At 46.5% G+C, this 20287-nt stretch carries 16 protein-coding genes; 11 read left to right on the top strand and 5 right to left on the bottom strand.

The features are described from left to right. Positions 1-13: 13 nt before the first annotated feature. The 3 genes from dnaK to GVN20_RS13545 all read left to right on the top strand — a co-directional run bounded on the left by dnaK (position 14) and on the right by GVN20_RS13545 (position 3711). A complete protein-coding gene (gene dnaK / locus GVN20_RS13555; protein WP_166558856.1) occupies positions 14-1930 on the top strand; it encodes a molecular chaperone DnaK in 1917 nt (638 codons plus the stop codon). Between the two features lie 338 nt (positions 1931-2268). Further along, on the top strand, positions 2269-2856 hold the full coding sequence (locus GVN20_RS13550) for a Crp/Fnr family transcriptional regulator (protein ID WP_166558855.1): 588 nt from the start codon (positions 2269-2271) through the stop codon (positions 2854-2856). A gap of 78 nt (positions 2857-2934) precedes the next feature. Beyond that, positions 2935-3711 carry a carboxylesterase gene (locus GVN20_RS13545; protein WP_166558854.1) on the top strand — a complete coding sequence of 259 codons (777 nt, stop codon included), beginning with the start codon at positions 2935-2937 and terminating at the stop codon, positions 3709-3711. 119 nt (positions 3712-3830) lie between these two features. On the opposite strand, the gene GVN20_RS13540 is transcribed toward GVN20_RS13545, so the two are convergent. After that, entirely contained in the window at positions 3831-5846 is a 2016-nt protein-coding gene (locus GVN20_RS13540; RefSeq protein ID WP_166558853.1) for a glycoside hydrolase family 127 protein, read from the bottom strand. A gap of 206 nt (positions 5847-6052) precedes the next feature. Here GVN20_RS13540 and GVN20_RS13535 point away from each other — a divergent pair, with 206 nt between their 5' ends. From GVN20_RS13535 to GVN20_RS13510, 6 genes are all read left to right on the top strand, one after another. Further along, entirely contained in the window at positions 6053-6769 is a 717-nt protein-coding gene (locus GVN20_RS13535) for a DJ-1/PfpI family protein (protein WP_166558852.1), read from the top strand. Between the two features lie 78 nt (positions 6770-6847). Further along, the gene (locus GVN20_RS13530; protein WP_166558851.1) at positions 6848-8071 is read left to right on the top strand and encodes a hypothetical protein; all 1224 of its coding nucleotides are present in this window, start codon (positions 6848-6850) and stop codon (positions 8069-8071) included. Between the two features lie 11 nt (positions 8072-8082). Beyond that, positions 8083-8775 carry an SUMF1/EgtB/PvdO family nonheme iron enzyme gene (locus GVN20_RS13525; protein WP_166558850.1) on the top strand — a complete coding sequence of 231 codons (693 nt, stop codon included), beginning with the start codon at positions 8083-8085 and terminating at the stop codon, positions 8773-8775. A 332-nt stretch (positions 8776-9107) separates the two neighbouring features. Continuing rightward, on the top strand, positions 9108-10235 hold the full coding sequence (locus tag GVN20_RS13520) for an acyltransferase (protein ID WP_166558849.1): 1128 nt from the start codon (positions 9108-9110) through the stop codon (positions 10233-10235). Positions 10236-10264: 29 nt separating this feature from the next. Further along, positions 10265-10852: a Crp/Fnr family transcriptional regulator gene (locus GVN20_RS13515; protein ID WP_166558848.1), complete on the top strand. Its 588-nt coding sequence runs from the start codon at positions 10265-10267 to the stop codon at positions 10850-10852. A gap of 67 nt (positions 10853-10919) precedes the next feature. Next, positions 10920-11492 carry a DinB family protein gene (locus GVN20_RS13510; protein WP_166558847.1) on the top strand — a complete coding sequence of 191 codons (573 nt, stop codon included), beginning with the start codon at positions 10920-10922 and terminating at the stop codon, positions 11490-11492. 33 nt (positions 11493-11525) lie between these two features. Here GVN20_RS13510 and GVN20_RS13505 read toward each other — a convergent pair whose 3' ends face one another. Continuing rightward, on the bottom strand, positions 11526-13646 hold the full coding sequence (locus tag GVN20_RS13505) for a Tex family protein (RefSeq protein ID WP_166558846.1): 2121 nt from the start codon (positions 13644-13646) through the stop codon (positions 11526-11528). 333 nt (positions 13647-13979) lie between these two features. Here GVN20_RS13505 and GVN20_RS13500 point away from each other — a divergent pair, with 333 nt between their 5' ends. After that, positions 13980-14963, top strand: coding sequence for a phosphotransferase (locus GVN20_RS13500; RefSeq protein ID WP_166558845.1), 984 nt, complete (start codon positions 13980-13982; stop codon positions 14961-14963). 7 nt (positions 14964-14970) lie between these two features. Here GVN20_RS13500 and dnaG read toward each other — a convergent pair whose 3' ends face one another. The 3 genes from dnaG to GVN20_RS13485 form a co-directional block, all read right to left on the bottom strand. Further along, positions 14971-17028 carry a DNA primase gene (gene dnaG, locus GVN20_RS13495; protein WP_166558844.1) on the bottom strand — a complete coding sequence of 686 codons (2058 nt, stop codon included), beginning with the start codon at positions 17026-17028 and terminating at the stop codon, positions 14971-14973. A 426-nt stretch (positions 17029-17454) separates the two neighbouring features. Beyond that, positions 17455-18678 carry a dipeptidase gene (locus tag GVN20_RS13490; protein ID WP_166558843.1) on the bottom strand — a complete coding sequence of 408 codons (1224 nt, stop codon included), beginning with the start codon at positions 18676-18678 and terminating at the stop codon, positions 17455-17457. 38 nt (positions 18679-18716) lie between these two features. Then, a complete protein-coding gene (locus tag GVN20_RS13485; protein ID WP_166558842.1) occupies positions 18717-19136 on the bottom strand; it encodes a lysozyme inhibitor LprI family protein in 420 nt (139 codons plus the stop codon). A 123-nt stretch (positions 19137-19259) separates the two neighbouring features. On the opposite strand from GVN20_RS13485, the gene queG reads away from it, so the two are divergent. Then, positions 19260-20204 (top strand): tRNA epoxyqueuosine(34) reductase QueG, encoded by a 945-nt coding sequence (gene queG / locus GVN20_RS13480; protein ID WP_166558841.1) that lies wholly within the window; start codon positions 19260-19262, stop codon positions 20202-20204. Positions 20205-20287 lie beyond the last annotated feature (83 nt).

Genomic DNA, 20287 nt, shown 5'->3' with positions numbered 1-20287 from the left:
AATTAACAAAGACATGGGAAAAATAATTGGAATTGACTTAGGTACTACCAACTCTTGCGTGGCTGTTATGGAAGGTAACGAACCCGTCGTAATCGCAAACAGCGAGGGCGCGCGTACCACCCCTTCTGTAGTCGCTTTTATGGACAATGGTAACGGCGAACGTAAAGTAGGTGCTCCTGCCAAGCGTCAAGCCATTACCAATCCTAACAACACCATTTCGTCAATCAAACGATTCATGGGAAAACGCTTCAACGAAGTAAGCAACGAAATGAAAACCGTAGCCTACACCGTTGAGCAGGGTGCCAACAACACTCCCCGCGTTCGTATCGGTGAAAACCTCTATACTCCGCAGCAAATCTCGGCGCACATTTTGACCAAAATGAAGCAAACCGCCGAAGATTATCTCGGACAAACCGTAACCGAAGCCGTGATTACCGTACCTGCGTACTTCAACGACGCCGAACGTCAGGCAACCAAAGAAGCGGGTATCATTGCGGGTCTGGATGTAAAACGTATCATCAACGAGCCTACCGCCGCTGCCTTGGCTTACGGCCTCGACAAGCAAGGAAAAGACGTTAAAATTGCCGTATTTGACCTAGGTGGTGGTACGTTTGACGTATCTATCCTCGAACTCGGCGATGGCGTATTTGAAGTAAAATCGACCGACGGTGACACGCACCTCGGGGGTGATGACTTTGACCAAGTAATCATCGACTGGCTAGCCGACGAGTTCAAAAAAGACGAAGGCATCGACCTGCGTCAGGACGCCATGGCGCTCCAACGCTTGAAAGAAGCCGCCGAGAAAGCCAAAATCGAACTTTCAAGCTCGACCCAATCAGAAATCAACTTACCTTATATCTTCCCCGTCAACGGGATTCCTAAGCACTTGGTGCGCTCGTTGACCAAAGCGAAGTTTGAACAATTGGCCGACCGTCTGTTCCAGCGCATGATGGAGCCCTGCAAGCGCGCATTGAGCAATTCAGGATTGAAGATTTCGGAAATTGACGAGGTAATCTTAGTGGGTGGTTCGACCCGTATTCCTCGGGTGCAAGAAGAAGTAGAAAAATTCTTCGGCAGAAAACCATCCAAGAGCGTTAACCCCGACGAAGCCGTGGCGATTGGTGCCGCGATTCAGGGTGGTGTGTTGACGGGTGAAGTAAAAGACGTATTGTTGCTCGACGTGATTCCGTTGTCGCTTGGTATCGAAACCCTTGGCGGGGTATTCACCAAGCTTATCGAAGCCAACACGACGATTCCTTCCAAGAAATCAGAAACGTTCTCGACGGCGTCCGACAACCAACCTTCGGTGGAGTTGCACGTGCTGCAAGGAGAGCGCCCGATGGCGACCCAAAACCGTACCCTCGGCCGTTTCCACTTAGACGGTATTCCACCAGCACCGCGCGGCGTACCACAAATTGAAGTGACTTTCGACGTAGACGCCAACGGTATTCTGAACGTAACCGCCAAAGACAAAGGCACCGGCAAAGAGCAGAAGATTCGCATCGAAGCTTCCAGCGGTTTGTCAGACGCCGACATCCAGCGCATGCGTGAAGAGGCCAAAGCCAACGAAGCCGCCGACAAAGCCGCCCGTGAAGAAATCGAGAAAGTAAACGCCGCCGATTCGATGATTTTCAGCACTGAAAAACAATTGAAGGAGTACGGTGACAAACTTTCGGCAGGCAACAAATCGGCCATCGAAGGAGCGCTCGAAGAACTTCGCACCGCACACAGCACCCGCAACGTAGTTGCCATCGATGCCGCCATGACCAAAATCACAGAAGCATGGAACGCTGCCTCGCAAGAAATCTACGCCGCTGGCGCAGAGGGCGCAGGTGCCCAGCCAGGAGCGCAAGACCCTAACGCGGGTCAGGCATCCAACGCAAACGGCAAAGAAGAAGGTGAGTTTGTGAACTTTGAAGAAGTGAAGTAATTCTTTGGAATTAGAAATATAAAAAGCAGCCCTGCCGCGAGGTAGGGCTGCTTTTTTTGTGGGTACTGGACACTACTTTACTTCAAATTGAACGGCTTACTACCGCTTGATAAGTAAACAAAAAATTTGTTGCTATTTTAAGTAATAACCCCCCCGTTGTTCGGAGTGTTCCGTAGGCCACTCCGAACCCAAAAATAATCATAGTGTTTGTAACACGGTGAGTGCCAAACCTCTTGATTCAAAGCCTTCAAACATCATAGTAGCCTTGTGCCTTCACAGGCCACTATTTTAGAAGTATTTTGCTATCTTGTGATACCCATTCACAGAGAGAAAAAGCAATGACCGAAATCGACAAATTGAAATATGCCCTTCAGCAATTTGCCAGCCTGAGTGCTGAGAATTTTGAACTGTCGGCCGCGTATTGGAAACATAAAACGTACAAAAAAGGCGAGTTTTACAACGTTCACCGCAACATCTGTAAGGATTTAGGGTTTGTCACCTCGGGCACTTTCCGTTCTTATACCGTCAACGAAGAAACGGGCGAGGAGAAAAACGTTTTTTTGTACTCTTCCCATGGCTTCTTGGTCACTTTCAAGAGTTTTATCAATCAAATTCCCTGCGATTACCACACCCAAGCCCTGACCGACGCCACAATCGTTTATATCAATATCATTGATTTATTATCGCTTTATCGACAATCGCACCAATGGGAAACCTTCGGAAGGCTTTTGGCGCAGGAAGCCTTCAATGTAACCATGACTCGACTGGAGGGATTTTTGTTCAAATCGCCCGAACAACGCTACCTAGATTTGATACACGACCACCCGGATATTTTCAACAACGTGCCGTTGTACCATATTTCTTCTTATTTGGGCATCCAAGGCCCTTCGTTAAGCCGTATTCGAAAAAGACTTTCGCGCAAATAGTTCGATTTTAACTTGGGTTAAAATTATTGCCGTGGGTGAGTGGCACCTTTGTATCATCAAAACAAACCACTTACGACAATGAAATCGACAAAAACAATCGTACTTATTCACGGACTATTTGTAAACAATACAAGCTGGGCGCAATGGAAAACGTATTTTGAATCGCAAGGATATAAAGTATATACGCCTGCCAACCCTGGCCACGAAGGTACTCCAGCCCAACTTCGCAGCAATATCCACCCCGACCTCACCCAAACAGGATTTGAAGATGTGGTGATGAACATCGTAAAATTGATTGACACGTTACCCGAAAAACCAATCGTCGTTGGGCACTCATTGGCTGGCTTGGTCGTTCAAAAATTGATCGAAATGGACAAAGCCGTTGCGGGTGTAAGTATCGACGGAGCGCCTCCAAAAAACGTATTAGCACCTTGGGCCACCGTCAAAATTGTACTGCCCGTGGTCAATTTCTTCAAGGGCAACGAGGCTTTTTTGGGAAGCAGAGAGTGGTACCACCGCGCTTTTTTCAATAACTACACCAAGGAAGAAAGTGATTTGCTGTTTGATCAAATTGCCGTACCCGAAAGCAGAAAAATTGCGCGTGACACGCTTCTTGCATCGTTTGCCAAAATTGATTTCAAAAAGCCCCACAATCCCTTGTTGTTTATTGGAGGAGAAAAAGACAATATCTTTTCATCATCCTTTACAAAGCGAATTGCAGGTTCGTACAAGGATAGCAATAGTACAACCGATTTTAAGGAGTTTGCAGGGCGAAGCCACTTTATTGCGGGCGAAAAAGGCTGGGAAGAAGTAGCCGAGTACGTATTGAACTGGATAAAAAAAGTAAATGCGTAAGATGATTTTCAATAAAAAAACATCCCCAAGCGAAGTTGAAAATACCCTTCGCTTGGGGATGTTTTAAGATTATTCTCTTATTGTGTTTTGTGCCCCTTCCCTTCTAAAAAATCTCCCACCTACCGTACCACTGGCAGCCAAACCGTCATTTCGGAAGGGCCTCTGTTGGCCCATGCGTAATACGGAATCAGTCGCAAGGGCAACGTTTTTTTACTTTTGGATAGGGGTCGGTAGAGTTGGTTTTGCCATTTTTGTTCGTTAATTACCACGGCATTTCCCTCCAAACCCATGACCGAACTATTGCCGATGGACACGAAAACGGGTTGAAAGGCCATGTTTGCAGGCAAGGCAATATCAAATACCCTTGTGTTGGCGGGCATATCATTTGATTCAGCACAATACACAATGGGGCCTCGTTTTACGGCTATTTGATTACGATTTTCTTCCACCAAGGGGTTGGATTCTAGCAGTTCAACGGGCATTTCCAGAGTCCATTGAATGACATCTCCTTTTTTCCACGAACGCTGAAGCGTTACGTATCCCTTTTCAACGGTAAAATCAGTTGCTTTACCGTTAATCATCAATTTGGCTTCTGCACACCAACCCGGCAGACGCAATTTGATTTGGAATGGGGCGGCAGGTGCTTGGTTTACCGTCATCTTCACATTGCCGTCCCAGGGATAATTGCTTTCTTGTTGTAAATGCAACGACTGTCCGTTTTTGAGAGATGTATGTAATTGACTGCTGCCAAACAGGTTACACCAAACGGCATTGTCGCTCAGACTGTAGGCGTAGTCGCTCACTTCTGTAATGGTACGTACGGTATTGGGTGGACAACAATTGGAAATGCGAATGTACGGAAGGCGCCCCCCCATCCAACGGAGTTGGTACGGAAAGTCGTTGGAGGCACTCAACGGATTGGTATAAAAAAAGGCATCTCCCGAAAGGCTAATGCCCGACAATACACTGTTGTATAACGCCAATTCCACGACGTCGATGTACTTTGCGTCGCCCGTGAGTGTAAACATCCGTCGGTTGAAAAGCACATTGCCAATGTTGGCGCAAGTTTCGTTGTGGGCGCTGACGTTGGGCAGTTGATAGTCCCGCCCAAACGCCTGATGCGTTTTTTGTACATCGTTAGGCTTATAAGAAGTCCCGTAGGGTGATACTCCGTCAAAAAGCGCACCACAGGCCCCCGTCACGTACATTTTTCGTTGGGTGAGGTTGTCCCAAATCAGATTCAGCGAGCGCATCAGCGAATCTTCACCAGTTTCGGCATACACATCTGCCACCCCAGCATAAAGATAAGTGCCGCGCACGGCGTGCCCCATGGCCACCGTTTGCTGCCGAAACGGAATACGGTCTTGGTTGTCGTCGGTCCCTTCGGTCGTGCCTTTGATGTTGATGAGATAAGTGACCAGATCAAGGTATTTTTTTTCACGCGTAGTGCGGTACAATTCCGTCAGCCCCATATAATGCGCGGGGCAGAGCGCATTGCGGGCTTGTTCGGGCGTGGCCACTTTGTAAAAACCAATCAGAAAATCGGCGGATTTCTTGGCAATATCCAGCAATGTGTTTTTACCCGTAGCCCGGTGATGAACACAGGCCGCGGTCATGAGGTGGCCGAAGTTGTAGGCTTCAAAACTGAGTTTATCTTCAAACAGCTTGGTCTTCCCTGTTTTCTTTTGCTCAATGATGGCTTTGGTATAAATGTACCCGTCTTCGCGCTGGGCTTGGGCCATGATGTCAATGGCCTTGTCCATGATGGCGTCCCATGCAGGGTCTTTGGTGGCTGCATAGAGGCTGGCCACGGCTTCAAAGGTTTTGTAAAAATCACCGTCATGAAACGACGGCCCTTTAAAATTACCCTCCGCTACCCCAGCGGCGATTTCAAAATTACGGAACGAATGACTGATATTGGGGTCTGTGTAGACCTTCCACAGGTGCGGAACCATCGTTTCTTTACATACCCGAAAGCGATCGGCCCAAAAACCACCCGTCCACTGAACGTCTGACATTCCTGGCGAATAAAGTTTTGCGAAGGGGCTTTTGGCGGTGTTGATTAACCCTTCATTTTGGGCAAAAAGTGGAGCCGAACAAGTGGCCCATAAGAATACAAAAAGGTGCTTTTTCATGGGGATACATCTGGAAGGTGAATAACCCGACCGTTGATGTACAAAAGCTTTCTGGGCGGTAAATCTCCCGCAACGGCTGGGTAATTCTTGGTCATAAGAACAACGAAGTCGGAAAAGTCATAAATTCCATCTGGACAGCGATGACACAGCCCAAGGAGAAGCTTTCCTTTTGTATCTTTGGGCAACCCTTAACATTTTACTTCATCATGAACGCTCTTTTTACGAAAAAACAATTTTTGTCGGCCTTATTGGTAATATCTTATTTTACTGCTTTTTCGCAGTCAGGTGCGGTTGTCGACACCACCAAAGCCCAGCCCAAAACGATTGGGATTTTACTTTTCAATAACTTCGAAACCTTGGATGTATTTGGACCCGTGGAGGTCTTCGGGCGGTTGAAAGATTTATATAAAATCGAGTTTTATTCTTTAGAAGGCGGAATCATTTCAAGCACGCAAAACGTAAAAATTGTCACGAAAAAGCTGCCTGAAGACGAAAAATTGGACATTTTCCTCATTCCCGGCGGACAAGGAACGCGCAAAGAAGTAGAGCACGAAGCACTGCTCTCAAAAATCAAAGCCCTTTCTTCCACCTCCGTTTATACCCTGACAGTTTGTACTGGCTCGGCACTGCTGGCCAAAACAGGGCAACTGAACGGAATTGTCGCTACCTCAAATAAACGCGCCTACGACTGGGCCACGTCGCAGGGGCCCAAGGTCAATTGGGTAAAAAAAGCCCGCTGGACCGTGGACGGCAAGTTTTACACTTCAGCGGGAATATCGGCTGGCATGGACATGACGCTGGGTTTTATCAGCGATCGGCACGGCATTGACTTGGCCCGAAAAATAGCCTACGAAATTGAATACACATGGCAAGAAAACAAAGAGGTGGACGAATTCTATTTACAGGATTTGAAAACCAAATAAGATAATGAGGGTTGACAGTGGCCTGTTAAGGCCTTTGGGCAGTATTTCAGGAAAACACCCTCAACCTTAGACTTTTTCATGCTTCTACGCGCACTGTTGTTGCTTTTTATGTTTTTCTACCTCACTAGTCGTACAGATTCGTGGGGGCAAAAAGTGAATCAATTCCCCAAAAAGACCGACCCACTCCACGTCAAGGTAGAGTTGTTTGATCAATTGATGCGCGGCAACCACTGGAATGAAGGTGCCATTATGCAGCACGTTATCTTCCCACCAGCGGGATTGGAGCGCCCGATTGTGGGTTCACAGGCCGATTGTCTGGACCCTACCTCCGAAATGCTGGCAGCCTATTCGCACAAATACGCGCTCACCAAAGACCCCAAAGACCGCGACATTGCCAACCAAATCTTTGAGGCCGTGCTCAAACTTGAGGAAGTAACAGGCGTGCCCGGATTGGTGGCCCGAAGCTTTAACCAAACCGACGAGCCGCTGTGGCACGAAGAAGTTCTGTGGTACCACGAGTGGCACAAGTCCACTTCTCTACCGGGTTATCGTTGGTTGGGAGATTTGAGTTCGGATAAATTTACTTCGATATGTTACGGGGTTGGCACCTTCTGGGAACTCTGCGCCGATGATGCTTACAAACAAAAAGCGGCGGGATTGCTCGACCGGTTCATGGGGCGCGTCGTTGACAATAATTTTAAACTCACCGACCTTGATGGCAAAATGACGATGTGGGGCAATTTTTGCCCTGACCTACCGCACCAGCCGCTCAATTCGTTGAAGATGCTGATGGGCCTCAAAGTAGCGCACCGCATCACAGGCAAAGAACGCTACAATGCTGCCTATCACATGCTTATCGACCGTTACCACTACGACGACGAACAGTTGAAAGCCAAAATGCTCTTTCCGGCAGAATGGCGAAACGTGGGCGACGATTACCACGCAGCCCGCTCCCTGTACATGCTCATGCGCTACGAAAAAGACCGAAACCTTTTAAACAAGTACCGTATGAGTCTAAACCGCCACTGGGAAGATTGGAAAACAATTAACTTCGATTGGGAAAGCAACATCTGGTTTATCATGGTCTATCAGACCCTCACGGGCGAAGAAATCATGACCGAAGAGCGCAAGAAGGCCATCAAAGATATGTGGGGATTTGAGCGCCAAACGCGGGAGTTCAAGATTCCGATGAAGGGTGGCGGCACAAAAACGGTAAAATCGGAAGAAGAGGGCACCGCCGCCGCCATGATTCGCAACTACTGGTTTGGCAGGTATTATGGTTTAATTGACCCAAAATGGTAAAGAAATCAAAGATGAAAAAATACATTTACGCGCTGTGCTTCAGTTTCGTGATCGGGCAATCAACGTTGGCCCAACCTACCCCACCCAAAGGGATGGTGTATGTACCTGCTGGCGCTTTTATCATGGGTAGCCACTACGGCGACCCCGACGAGCGCCCCCAACAAATGGCCGAAACCAACGCCTTCTTTATTGATAAATACGAAGTAAGCAATGCCGAATTTGCCCAATTTGACCCCGAATTCAAATTTCTAGCGGGTAGAGAAAACAACGCGGCAATCGTAACATGGCACCAAGCAACGGCCTACGCCAAATGGGCAAAAAAACGCCTACCTACCGAAAAAGAATGGGAAAAAGCCGCGCGGGGTACCGACGGACGTGTTTTCCCGTGGGGTAATTATTACGATGAATCTTTTGTGGTTTGGGACCAAAAAACATCGAGAGGCGGTTCAATTGCCAAGCCAGAAAGCCCTTACGGCTGCTTTGACATGGCCGGCAGTGTGTGGGAATGGACCGCCGACTGGTACAGACCTTATCCCGGCAATGACACTCCCATGGAACAGTACGGCGAAACCTACAAAGTAATGCGCGGCGGTTCTAATTTCAACGACCAAGCCTTGACCCGTACTACGCATCGGTATTATTTACATCCCGAAAAAATAAGCCGGTACAATGTGGGGTTTCGCTGCGTTAAAGATGTTGATTAGGCAGCCTATTCTGTGATAAGAAGGCCTCACTAAAAGTCATACTTTTATTTCTTCACTCTCCGTTTATGCAACGGAGGCTCAATTTCTTGCGTAAATATTCGCAAAAGTCAGCCCATGGGTCATACGGCATTTTAGGCGAACAACCGTTTGATAACTATTTCCAGTTTTTCTTGGCTTTTCTTTTTAGAAATAGTTCCTTTGGCAAAAGTTATATACCAATTGATACACGCCCCGATTGGTATATAATTTCCACACCGTTTTTGACAAGTACCTGTTAATCTTATAGTTAACAGACAGTTATCAAAGTATCATTGGGCGTACACCATTTCTAAATGACTCAACGTCAGTACTTTCCACACCTAGACTTATTGAGGGTAGTTTTTGTTTTTATCGTCTTGCTGCACCACTGGGTGGCCGAAAACCCCTTTGCTTTTTTACCATTCGGCAGCACCATCGCGTTTGTGCTTTCCGGTTTTTTGTTGACAGGGCCTTTGTTAAAAGGGAAAGAAAACAAGACATCATATTGGTACACTACAAGCCGCTTTTTGGCACGACGGTTATTGAGAACGCTGCCCGTCTATCTATTGATTCTGTTGGTTTATGTCATTGTAAATCGGAATCATTTTCGTGAGTACATTATCAATTTTCTAACGTTTACGCAAAACTACGTCATTGCTTACCACAAAGACCCCATTACCAATCCCATACACTACATCCAAACGTGGTCATTGGCAGTTCAGGAACAATTTTATATTTTTCTTCCACTGTTTATTTACCTGATACCCAATCGTTTTCATAAGCTTTTTTTTATTTTTTTGTCCATTGCGGGGTTGGCCATACGACTTTGGTATTTTTCATTGGAGCTTCCTTTTACCTATAATCACTACACGACCGAATGTTGCATTGATTGTTTTGGCATTGGGGCGCTAATCTCGTATTATCATTATAAGCACCCCCACCAACTAAAGAAGCTATTGGCCAATAAAGCCCTTTTAGGCATATTAATTTTTCTTTATTTATGCAGTATGCCCGGCTATTATAACATTTCGAAAAATGCGCTAGATTTCAATTATTACTCACTTTACAATAACCTTTATCGAATTACCGAACGAACGTTTGTTTCACTGTTTTCCGTCTGGTTTATTGCGTGGGGCATTTATTATCCCTCCAAAACGTTAACAAAAATCAGTATACATCCCCTTATTAATTACACTGGTAAAATCAGCTACGGGATTTATATTTATCATTTTTTGGCTGCTTCAGCCCTCTTAAAAGGGCTTAATGCTTTTGGATTAACCCCCAACCGATTTGAGTTGTGGGTCGTTTGTTTAAATTTTTTAGCCACTTTTGCCGTGGCGGCTCTCTCTTTTGAATATATTGAAAAACCCATTTTAAAACTAAAAGATAAGTACTTTGGCGAAATGGCCAAACAACCCAAAAAAGAGGAATTGGCGGCCTGAACTTCTACGTAGAAATCAACCCTAAAACCATGCAAAGTGCTTTTGATTCCTTAAAACAACTTACGCTTTCGATTCAGCCGCTTTCGGAGGAAGAATGGGATGCTTTTTCTAAACTTTGGAAACCTTTTTCGGCCAAACGCAAAGAGGTGATTACGTCGGCTGGCGACAAGGAAAAGTATTTGTATTTTGTGGTTGAAGGCGTACAGCGCGTTTATTATTATGACGAACAACACCGCGAAGCAACGCTGGTTTTTACTTATGCCCCTTCTTTTGGCGGGGTACTCGACGCGCTGATGTTACAACAACCGTCGCGTTATTCTTACGAAACCCTCACCGCTTCCGTCTTTTTACGGGCTTCTTATCACGACTTGCAGACGTTAATGAAATCGCACGATTCCATTGAACTTCTTATCAGACAGGGCATTACAGGGGCACTTACGGGAGTACTGGAGCGACTCGTTGAATTGCAATGCTTCAGTACCGAAGAACGTTTCCGGCGGCTTTTGCAACGCAGTCCTCATATTTTACAATTGGTTCCGCACAAGTATCTGGCCAATTATCTGGGCATGGATGCCACCAATTTTAGCAAACTTATGAACAAAGTGAAAATGGATTAAATCTTGGTAAATACCAATAATTGTTTTGGCAAAACGCCCCAATTTTGTGACCATAAAAACAACAGCCATGGAAACACTCCCCAAAGAACAATTATTGAACAGCCTCGAACACCTCGTGGATGGCCACTTACAGCAGGCTATCCGGCATTTTCAAAACATGACCGCGCACGATTTGCTCCAGCCCGCCTCCAACGGTGGCTGGAGCATCGCGCAGTGTCTTGACCACCTCAATAGTTACGGGCACTATTATCTGCCAAAAATTCAGCAAGGGATTGCAAAAAACGTTCACTTGCCACCCAAAGACACCTTTAAAAGTTCTTGGCTTGGGGCTTATTTCATCAAAATGATGGACCCCGAAACGGGCAAAAAGAAATACAAAGCGTTTAAAGGGCACATTCCCGCACCCGACTTAGATGCTTATGCGGTAGTGGCCGAATTCATTCAGCAACAGGAAAATTTGCTAATTTTTCTAAAAGAAGCTCGTTCAGCTGACCTGAACTCCATTCGAATTCCCATTTCCATTGCGCGTTTTATCACGCTAAAGCTGGGTGATGTATTCCAATTTATCATCGCCCATGATGAACGGCATATCAGGCAGGCTATGCGGAACATGGCTGAGAAAACGTCGGCGAGGTTTTGAACGGGGGCGCCCAGCCCTCACCGACGTAAACAACTAAAATTTCATCGTCAACGCAATCCGTTTCCGCGACAAGTCTACTTCCACCACTTTGACCGTGACGTGTTGTTGTAGTTTGACCACCTCATTGGGGTCTTTGATGAAACGATTTGCCATTTGGGAGACGTGAACCAAGCCGTCTTGCTTGACGCCAATATCCACAAATGCGCCAAAAGCAGTAATGTTGGTGACAATACCGGGCAAAATCATCCCTTCGTGCAAGTCTTCGGGTTTGCGCACGCGGCTGTCAAACTCAAAGGCGGTGATGGCTTCGCGTGGGTCGCGGGAGGGTTTTTCCAATTCTTTGAGAATGTCCTGCAACGTCAGCAAACCGACGGTTTCGCCTACATATTTCTGCGGGTTGATTTGACGGCGAAGTTCGGGCTTCTTCATCAATTCGGCCACGTTGGTGCCCAAATCTTTGGCCATTTTTTCCACCACGGGGTAACTTTCGGGGTGTACAGCACTATTGTCCAACGGATTAGCAGCATTTTCGATGCGCAAAAAACCAGCGCACTGTTCAAAAGCTTTACCACCCAAACGCGGCACTTTCATCAACTGCTGACGGGATTTAAAATCACCATTTTGGGCGCGGTATTCCACAATATTTTTTGCTAAAGATGCCCCCAAACCCGAGACGTATTGCAACAAATGTTTACTGGCAGTGTTGAGGTTGACCCCTACGGAGTTTACGCAACTTTCTACCACGGTATCCAGTGCCGTTTTGAGCATTCCCTGATCCACATCGTGTTGGTATTGGCCCACACCGATGGATTTGGGGTCGATTTTCACCAATTCAGCCAAGGGGTCCATCAATCGGCGACCAATGGAAATGGCCCCGCGAACGGTGACGTCCTTGGTCGGAAATTCCTCCCGCGCTACGTCAGAGGCGGAATAGATGGAAGCGCCTTGCTCCGAAACCATAAATAACCCTACGGTTTTCTCGGAAGATTGGGCAGCGATGATTCTTTTAATAAAATCTTCGGTTTCGCGGCCAGCGGTGCCATTTCCGATGGCGATGGCGTCAATTTGGTATTTTTGGAGGTAACTTTTAACGGTAGCTTCCGCTTCCATCGCTTTGTCGAACGGATAAATAACGGTATCAGCCAAAAGATTTCCCTGCGAATCCAAGCATACAACTTTGCAGCCCGTGCGGTATCCTGGGTCAATGGCCAACACCCGTTTCTGGCCCAAAGGCGACGCCAACAGCAATTGACGCAGGTTTTCGGTGAAGACCTGAATGGCGTAGCGGTCGGCTTTTTCTTTTGAGTTATTGGCAAATTCGGTTTCGATGCCGGGCTTCAAAAGGCGTTTGTAAGCGTCCGAAACCGTGAGTTCCAGTTGGTCTTTGCAGGCGGGCAACCCCTTGATAAACAGGCGGTCGAGAAGGTCGATGGCCATTTCTTCATCGGGCGAAATATCTACGCTCAAAAAACCCTCTTCTTCGCCGCGACGCAGTGCCAACAATCGGTGCGACGGAATTTTGTTGAGCGGCTCGCTGAAATCAAAATAATCACGGTATTTTGCCCCTTCTTCTTGCTTGTTTTTCTTTACTTTAGACGAAACTTGCGCCGTACGTTCAAAAGCATAACGAATTTTATTTCGGGCATCCACATTTTCAGACATCCACTCGGCCATAATATCCCGCGCGCCCTGCAAGGCGTCGTCGATGGTGGTAACTTTATCGTTCAAGAACTGCTCGGCTTTGCGCTCAGGATTGGCTTCTTTTCCCGCAAAAATCACCTGTGCCAAGGGTTCAAGGCCTTTTTCAATGGCCATCGAAGCACGGGTTTTACGCTTTTGTTTGTAAGGCAAATAAATATCTTCCAACGTTTGCATAACGTAGGTTTCTTCGAGACGTTTGCGCAGTTCGGGCGTGAGTTTCCCCTGCTCTTCGATGCTCTTCAACATGGCCTCTCGGCGCTTCAAAACCTCCTGAAATTTCTGATATTGCTCTTTAATGGCGTTGATTTGGACTTCGTCAAGTTGTCCGGTCATTTCTTTACGGTAACGCGCAATGAACGGGACCGTGGCTCCTTCATCAAATAATGTAATCGTGTTGTGGGCCTGACGCTCACTGACTCCTACAATAGGAGCAATAAATTGGGATGCTGTCATTGAATTAGTTCGTATTTATGACGGTAAATCGCATTCAAACGCTACCAGTACTCCTTTTTTGGGGTTGCAAATAAGCAAACAGGAAACGATTGTGGCAAACATTTTTTTAGTAAAAAAGGGCAATTTGCGTTTTAAACGTATATCATTACCAGAACAAACTCATTCCTAATGTTTTATACTTGTAAGGGTTCAGCGCTGGGGAGCCGCATTACTGGTATTATTTTTTTATGGTAAATAATTTATACTCACTAACTTCCGTTTATGGTTTTTTGTGTAAAAACAATCATAGTAACATTTCAAAACATTCAGCACGAATCCTATTCATTCCTCAATATGCACTTAGACATCACTCAACCACACCTCCTCGAAGACTATCTGAAAAGTAAGAATTGGCTCAAACAACACGAGCAAGTATTGATTTTAGAAAAACCCGGCGAAGGAAACATGAATTATACCTTGCGGGTACGCACTCACGACCGTACGCTCATCATAAAACAGTCTCGGCCGTACGTGGAAAAATATCCACAAATCGCCGCACCTGCCAACCGCGCTGTGACCGAAGGACGGTTTTATGAAAAGATTCAACCCTTTGCCAGTATCAACGAATTTATGCCTCAATTGATTGGCATAGATATCGATGCCAATATTCTGGTATTGGAAGACTTAGGCACCGCGAGCGACTATACTTTTTTGTACCAACCTAACCAACAGCTCTCCATGACCGAAGCGGAAGCCTTGGCGCATTATCTCGCCATGCTCCACCGCCTCACGTGGCAAGAAACGATTGATGAGTCTTTTGCCAACCGTGAGATGCGGGGGCTGAACCACGAACACATTTTTAATTATCCACTGATAGAAAACAACGGCTTCGACCTTGACACCATCTCTAGCGGGCTACAAATGATTTCGATGGGCTACAAAATCGACACAAAATTGAAACAAAAAGTCAGGGAATTGGGCATGGTGTACCTCTCAGACGGACGCTGTTTGTTGCACGGAGATTTTTACCCAGGTAGCTGGCTCAAAACCACGTATGGCCTCAAAGTCATCGACCCTGAATTTTGTTTTTATGGATGCCCTGAATTTGATTTGGGCGTGATGACGGCCCACCTCATGATGGCCAAACAACCCGAAGGAACCATCCGCAAGGTGTATCAGGCCTACGGAGAAATCAAAAACCCGCAATTGGTCGACCAATTTACGGGCGTTGAAATCATGCGTCGACTCATCGGATTGGCGCAGTTGCCGCTGTCTTTGAGTTTGTTGGACAAAGAAGAATTGCTCGAAACGGCCTACGATTTAATCATGCGTTCATAAGAAAAAGCTAATACCCCGGCACCACCGTACCGAGTTCTTTGGCGGCCAAGTCGTTGATATTTTTGTAAAATTTATACTGACGTTGGACTTCCATAATTTGGGCAAATTCTTCGTCAGAGTTCCCCGTTATTTTTCCCATCTGATTTAATAAATCCTTCATCTTAGTGGCCGAATATGCCATTTTAAGGCGAAGGATTTTTTTAAAGGCGATTTCGTGGAGAAGCTCTTCGTCGGTCGGAACTACAATATCGTGCTTTTCCCAATTCTCGCTCAAATGGTGCTTACTGGTGCATAAGTCAATTGAAAAACGCTGTATATCAGGGTCGATGTGCGAAAGAAAATAATCGGTCGAAGGAATTTCTCCCAAACCGAACCGCTGACGGAAGATATTTAGGACCAAGTCAAACAGCTGATTTTCAAATGATATTTCCCCAATCTCATGGAGTAAATACCGACACAGCGAAATGCCTGTCTCCAGCTCCGTTTGTCCGTGCAAAATCAGCAATTTGACAAATGCCTGTTCCTGAAAATACAGTCTTTGCTTGAACAAATCCGTAGGCGGTTCGTGCCTAGGTGCTACATCGGGCACGGAATTGGGAACAGAGTCTTCCACCAAGATTCCGAATTCTTCTTCGATAAAATTATCCGAAAAGTGGATATCCGCAGGCTCCTGTGGCCGTTCTCTAAAGCGGTCTTTCGGCTTGGACTGCGCGGGCTTTTCGGCAGCTTTATCTTCCCGCCGGCGCAGGTGTTTATTGCCTTCCGAAATGAGCGTTTGCTCGTCCATTTTCATCAAATCGGCGGTGCGTTTGAAGAAAATCTGGCGCTTTATCGGGTCCGAAATTTTGGTAATACTCGTCACAATTTCATTGATGGCTTCGGCTCGCTTAAACGGATTATCGCCTGCATCCTTCAAAAGCATTTCGGTTTTGAAGGTAATAAAGTCTTTCGTAGCCTGCTGAACGTGTTTTTTGAAGCCCTCTGCTCCCACTTTATACACGTAGCTGTCGGGGTCTTCGCCATCGGGCAAGGTCACGAGGCTTACATTCAGCCCTTCTTCAAGCACCATATCAAGTCCGCGCAGGGCCGCTTTGATACCCGCGGCATCGCCATCGTAAAGAATCGTAATATTATTGGTAAAACGCGCAATCAGCTTGATTTGCTCTTCCGTCAGCGATGTACCCGAAGATGCCGCCACGTTTTGAATACCCGCCTGGTGCAGCGAAATTACATCGGTGTAGCCTTCTACCAAATAGCAAACGTCTTCCTGCCGGATGGCGTTTTTGGCCTGATAGATGCCATACAGGATTTTGCTTTTGTGGTAGACGTCGGTTTCGGGAGAGTTGATGTATTTGGGTTGGCTCTTGTCGGCCGAAAGAATCCGTGCGCCAAAGGCAATCACCTTGCCTGAAACATTATGAATCGGAAAAATCACCCGTCCCCTGAAACGGTCGTAGTAGCGCGTGGCGCGGTTGGATTGGGGGTCGGCTTCTTTATGCAGGGCCAAGCCCGCCTTTTCGAGCAATTCAGGATTATAGCCTTTTTTGGCGGCCTCTTTGGTCAGTCCGTCCCAGTCGGTAAGACTATAGCCAAGTCCAAACGACTTGATAGTGGGGTCGTTGAAACCACGATTCCGAAAATAGCTTAACCCGATAGACTGCCCTTCTTCGTGCTCCATGAGCAGATTTTGGTAGTATTTTTGGGCAAAATTCAGGACGATGTAGAGACTGTCGCGTTCATTTTGGCGCAGCACTTCCTCGGGGGTTTGCTGTTCTTCCTCGACCTCAATATTGTATTTTTGGGCCAAATGCCGCAAGGCTTCGCCGTAGCTTATACCCTCAATGTCCATCACAAACTTGATGGAATCACCCGCGGCTCCGCAGCCAAAGCACTTATAAATCTGACGAACGGGATTAACGTTAAACGAAGGTGATTTTTCGTTGTGAAACGGACAACAGGCAGTGTAGTTGGACCCTCTTTTTTTCAAAGACACAAAATCCCCCACCACTTCCACAATGTCGGCGGCTTGTTTGATTCGCTCGGTTATTTCGTTACTAATTCGCATGGGGCAAAGTTACGGGATTTAGGGGTGTTTTTGCCATTGATTTTTGGCATAAACAATCCTCAAAATAAAAATCTCAACCCTTACCAACCTTTTAATTGAGGATTGCGTCTTTGAACTAACAACGGCTTAGCCTCCAAATTGAACCATTTATTTACATTTTTCAACGGTTCAACCCATTTCATTGGAAAGCTGTTTTGCACCCTGTTAGTTTTACACAAAAATTCATACAGCTATGACAACTTCAATTAAAAAACAAATCGCGGGCATCCTCTTTATCTTAAGCGGATTAACCCTTCTTTCTTTGCTCGTTCTGTCTTAACGGAGCGACAAGAGGAACGCGGCCAAGTTTGATAAACAAAAGCGCTGATTGACACGAATTTTACAAAACGGGTCAACCAGCGCTTTTTGTAGTTATAAGTCGTTCAACTATATTTTGGCATTGGCCACGGTTTTTGACCACACACGCCATACGTTTTTGTACATGATGTTGGCAATGTCGCTTTCGGAATAGCCTCGTTTGAGCAATACATAAATCAGGTTAGGATACTGCGACACATCTTTCAGGCCCGTTGGCAGGCTGTCGCCCACGCCGTCAAAGTCAGAGCCGATACCGACGTGCTGTGTACTGCCCGTTAGTTTCACCACGTGATCGATGTGATTGGCTACGGTTTCAACGTCGGCAAACAACACGGGATTTTCTTTTTGGAATTGCTTCAACAAGTCTTGCGCGGCGGGGTCGGCGAATTTCAAACCTTTGTCTTTCAGTATTTTCATAAATTTCCCCTGCAATACTTCCGCTTGTTGACGGTAGTTTTCATCCAAAAAGCTGGAACCGAAATTGATCTGAATCACGCCGCCTTTTTTACCCAATAGCTTGATCATATCGTCAGACATATTCCGCTTAAAAGTCGGTGTAAAATAACGACACGATGAGTGCGACGCAATCACGGGAACGGTTGAAAGCTCCACGGCCTGATAAAATGCGTCGTCGGAAATATGCGATACATCGACCATGATGCCAACGCGGTTCATCTCTTTTACAACCTCCCTGCCATAGGCACTTAAACCCTTGTGGGTGAAGGTACTGTCGTAGGAAGAATCACATATCAGGTTGTCTTTTCCGTGCGTGAGCGTCACGTAGCTGATACCCTGCTGGCGAAAATACGCCACGTCGGAGAGTTTTTCCAATGGGGCGCCGTTTTCCATCCCCATCGGAAACGAAATGATGCCTTTCTTGAAATTAGCATCCACTTGTTGGGGGGTTGTAGCCACGGCAAACTTGTCGGGATGCGCCTTGGCGATGCCCTTCACCATCGTGATGAGTGTATCAGCCAACTGTTTGGCACCACCCGTTTGCTGGTACGACGACGGAATATAAACCGACATAAACGGTGCCGAAAGTCCACCTTTTTTGGCCCGCTCGTAGTCAAAATCGCCCTCAGTGGTGCTGATAGGAATACCTAAATATTGGCGTTCGAGCCTAAAGTTTTTGATTTTGAGCCGATAAGGCAAATCGACATGGCCATCGGTGAGGATATATTTGTGGGCAATTTTATCGGCCAATTGGCGCAATTCTTCGTCCGATTTTTGCGCCTGTACGCTTAACGAAAGCGTTAAAATTCCTGCTAATAAGGTGGTTAATAGTTTCATGATGAATAGATGTTTGGGGTGTTATCGAAAGAAATGTTTTACTTTATTTCCAGTAAATCCAGATAGTTTTTCAAATCTAAGGCACGTTTCTTTACCACTTCCATGCGGTCGTTGATGGCCATGGGTTGATACATCGTGCCTTGCATGGTGGCATAAACGGATGTTTGCATCTTAAACTCTAAATCGCGGTACTCAATCCACTTGCGTTGGGCAGCGAGCAAGGCGGCTTTCTGAGTTGCGTTCAGTTGGCTTGTCAGGGCTTTATAGTTTTTGTTGAGTTCGGCGTCCCATTTTTTGTAGGCGGCATCCAAACAACCCACCATGCCCTGCGTGGAAGGATTTTTGTCCATGCAGTTGTCTAACGCGACATCAATCGGGTGTTTTTCAGGCTCTTCCTGCGAAAATACGAAAAGTGGCAGCGCGATAAACGCAGGTAATAAAAAGGCAAACGGTCTCATTGAATAGGAAATAGGTTTTGTACTAACCACAAATTAACAAAACTTGGCCTTGATTACATAACTTTGCCTGACGGCTGAACGCACATTGTTTGGCATTTAAGTTCTGTTATAAACTTTTTCTCCATGACCACCGACGATTTTGTCAGGCAGCAGCGAAGTCAACGCATCAAAGCAAAAGCCACCGAGCTAGGTTTTGATTTTTGCGGCATATCGACGGCCACTTTTTTGGAAGAAGAAGCCCCTCGGCTAGAGCATTGGCTCAATCAGCACCGCCACGGACAAATGCACTACATGGCCAACCACTTTGACAAACGCCTCGACCCGCGCAAACTGGTCGAGGGTGCCAAGTCGGTTATTTCGGTATTGCTCAATTATTACCCCCAACAGCGCCTACCCGAAGGAGAAAATGACCTAAAACTCTCCAAATACGCCTACGGAACCGATTATCATTTTGTACTAAAAGACAAAATGAAGGAGTTGGTGGCGCAGTTGCAGGAAGAAATTGGCGAAATCAACGGGCGTATTTTTGTGGATTCAGCTCCCGTAATGGACAAAGTTTGGGCGGCCAAAAGTGGTTTAGGTTGGGTAGGGAAACACTCAAATTTACTCAACCGCGACATGGGTAGTTTTTTCTTCATCGGTGAAATCATCTGTGACCTTGATTTGTGGCCCGACGGGCCCGTAAAAGACTATTGCGGCACTTGTACGCGCTGCGTGGATGCCTGCCCTACCGACGCCATCGTGGAGCCGTACGTGGTCGACGGTAGCCGCTGTATCAGTTACTTTACGATTGAACTCAAAGAGTCTATCCCCACAGAAGTAAAGGGGACATTTGAGAATTGGATTTTTGGTTGTGATATTTGTCAAGATGTGTGTCCGTGGAATCGTTTTTCCAAACCGCACCAAACACCCGAGTTCAATCTGCATCCCGAGTTAGCCGAATTTACCAACCGCGATTGGGAAGAAATCACGCAGGAAGTATTTCAGGAAATATTCCGCCACTCCGCCGTCAAACGCACCAAGTTGGAAGGAATACAACGAAATGTAGCGTTTGTACGGGGGGAGTGAGGGCTCTGTTCGTTGGTCGAATATTATCAAATTTCACGGCCAGAGGCCTAACAATAACCATCACGGCTCGGGCCACCCCGTCG

Origin of the sequence: Runella sp. CRIBMP, from assembly GCF_009905605.1 — a bacterium.
Classification (GTDB): Bacteria; Bacteroidota; Bacteroidia; order Cytophagales; family Spirosomataceae; genus Runella.
Note: the sequence above shows the minus strand (reverse complement) of the source record. Positions and strands in the feature narration are given on the sequence as shown.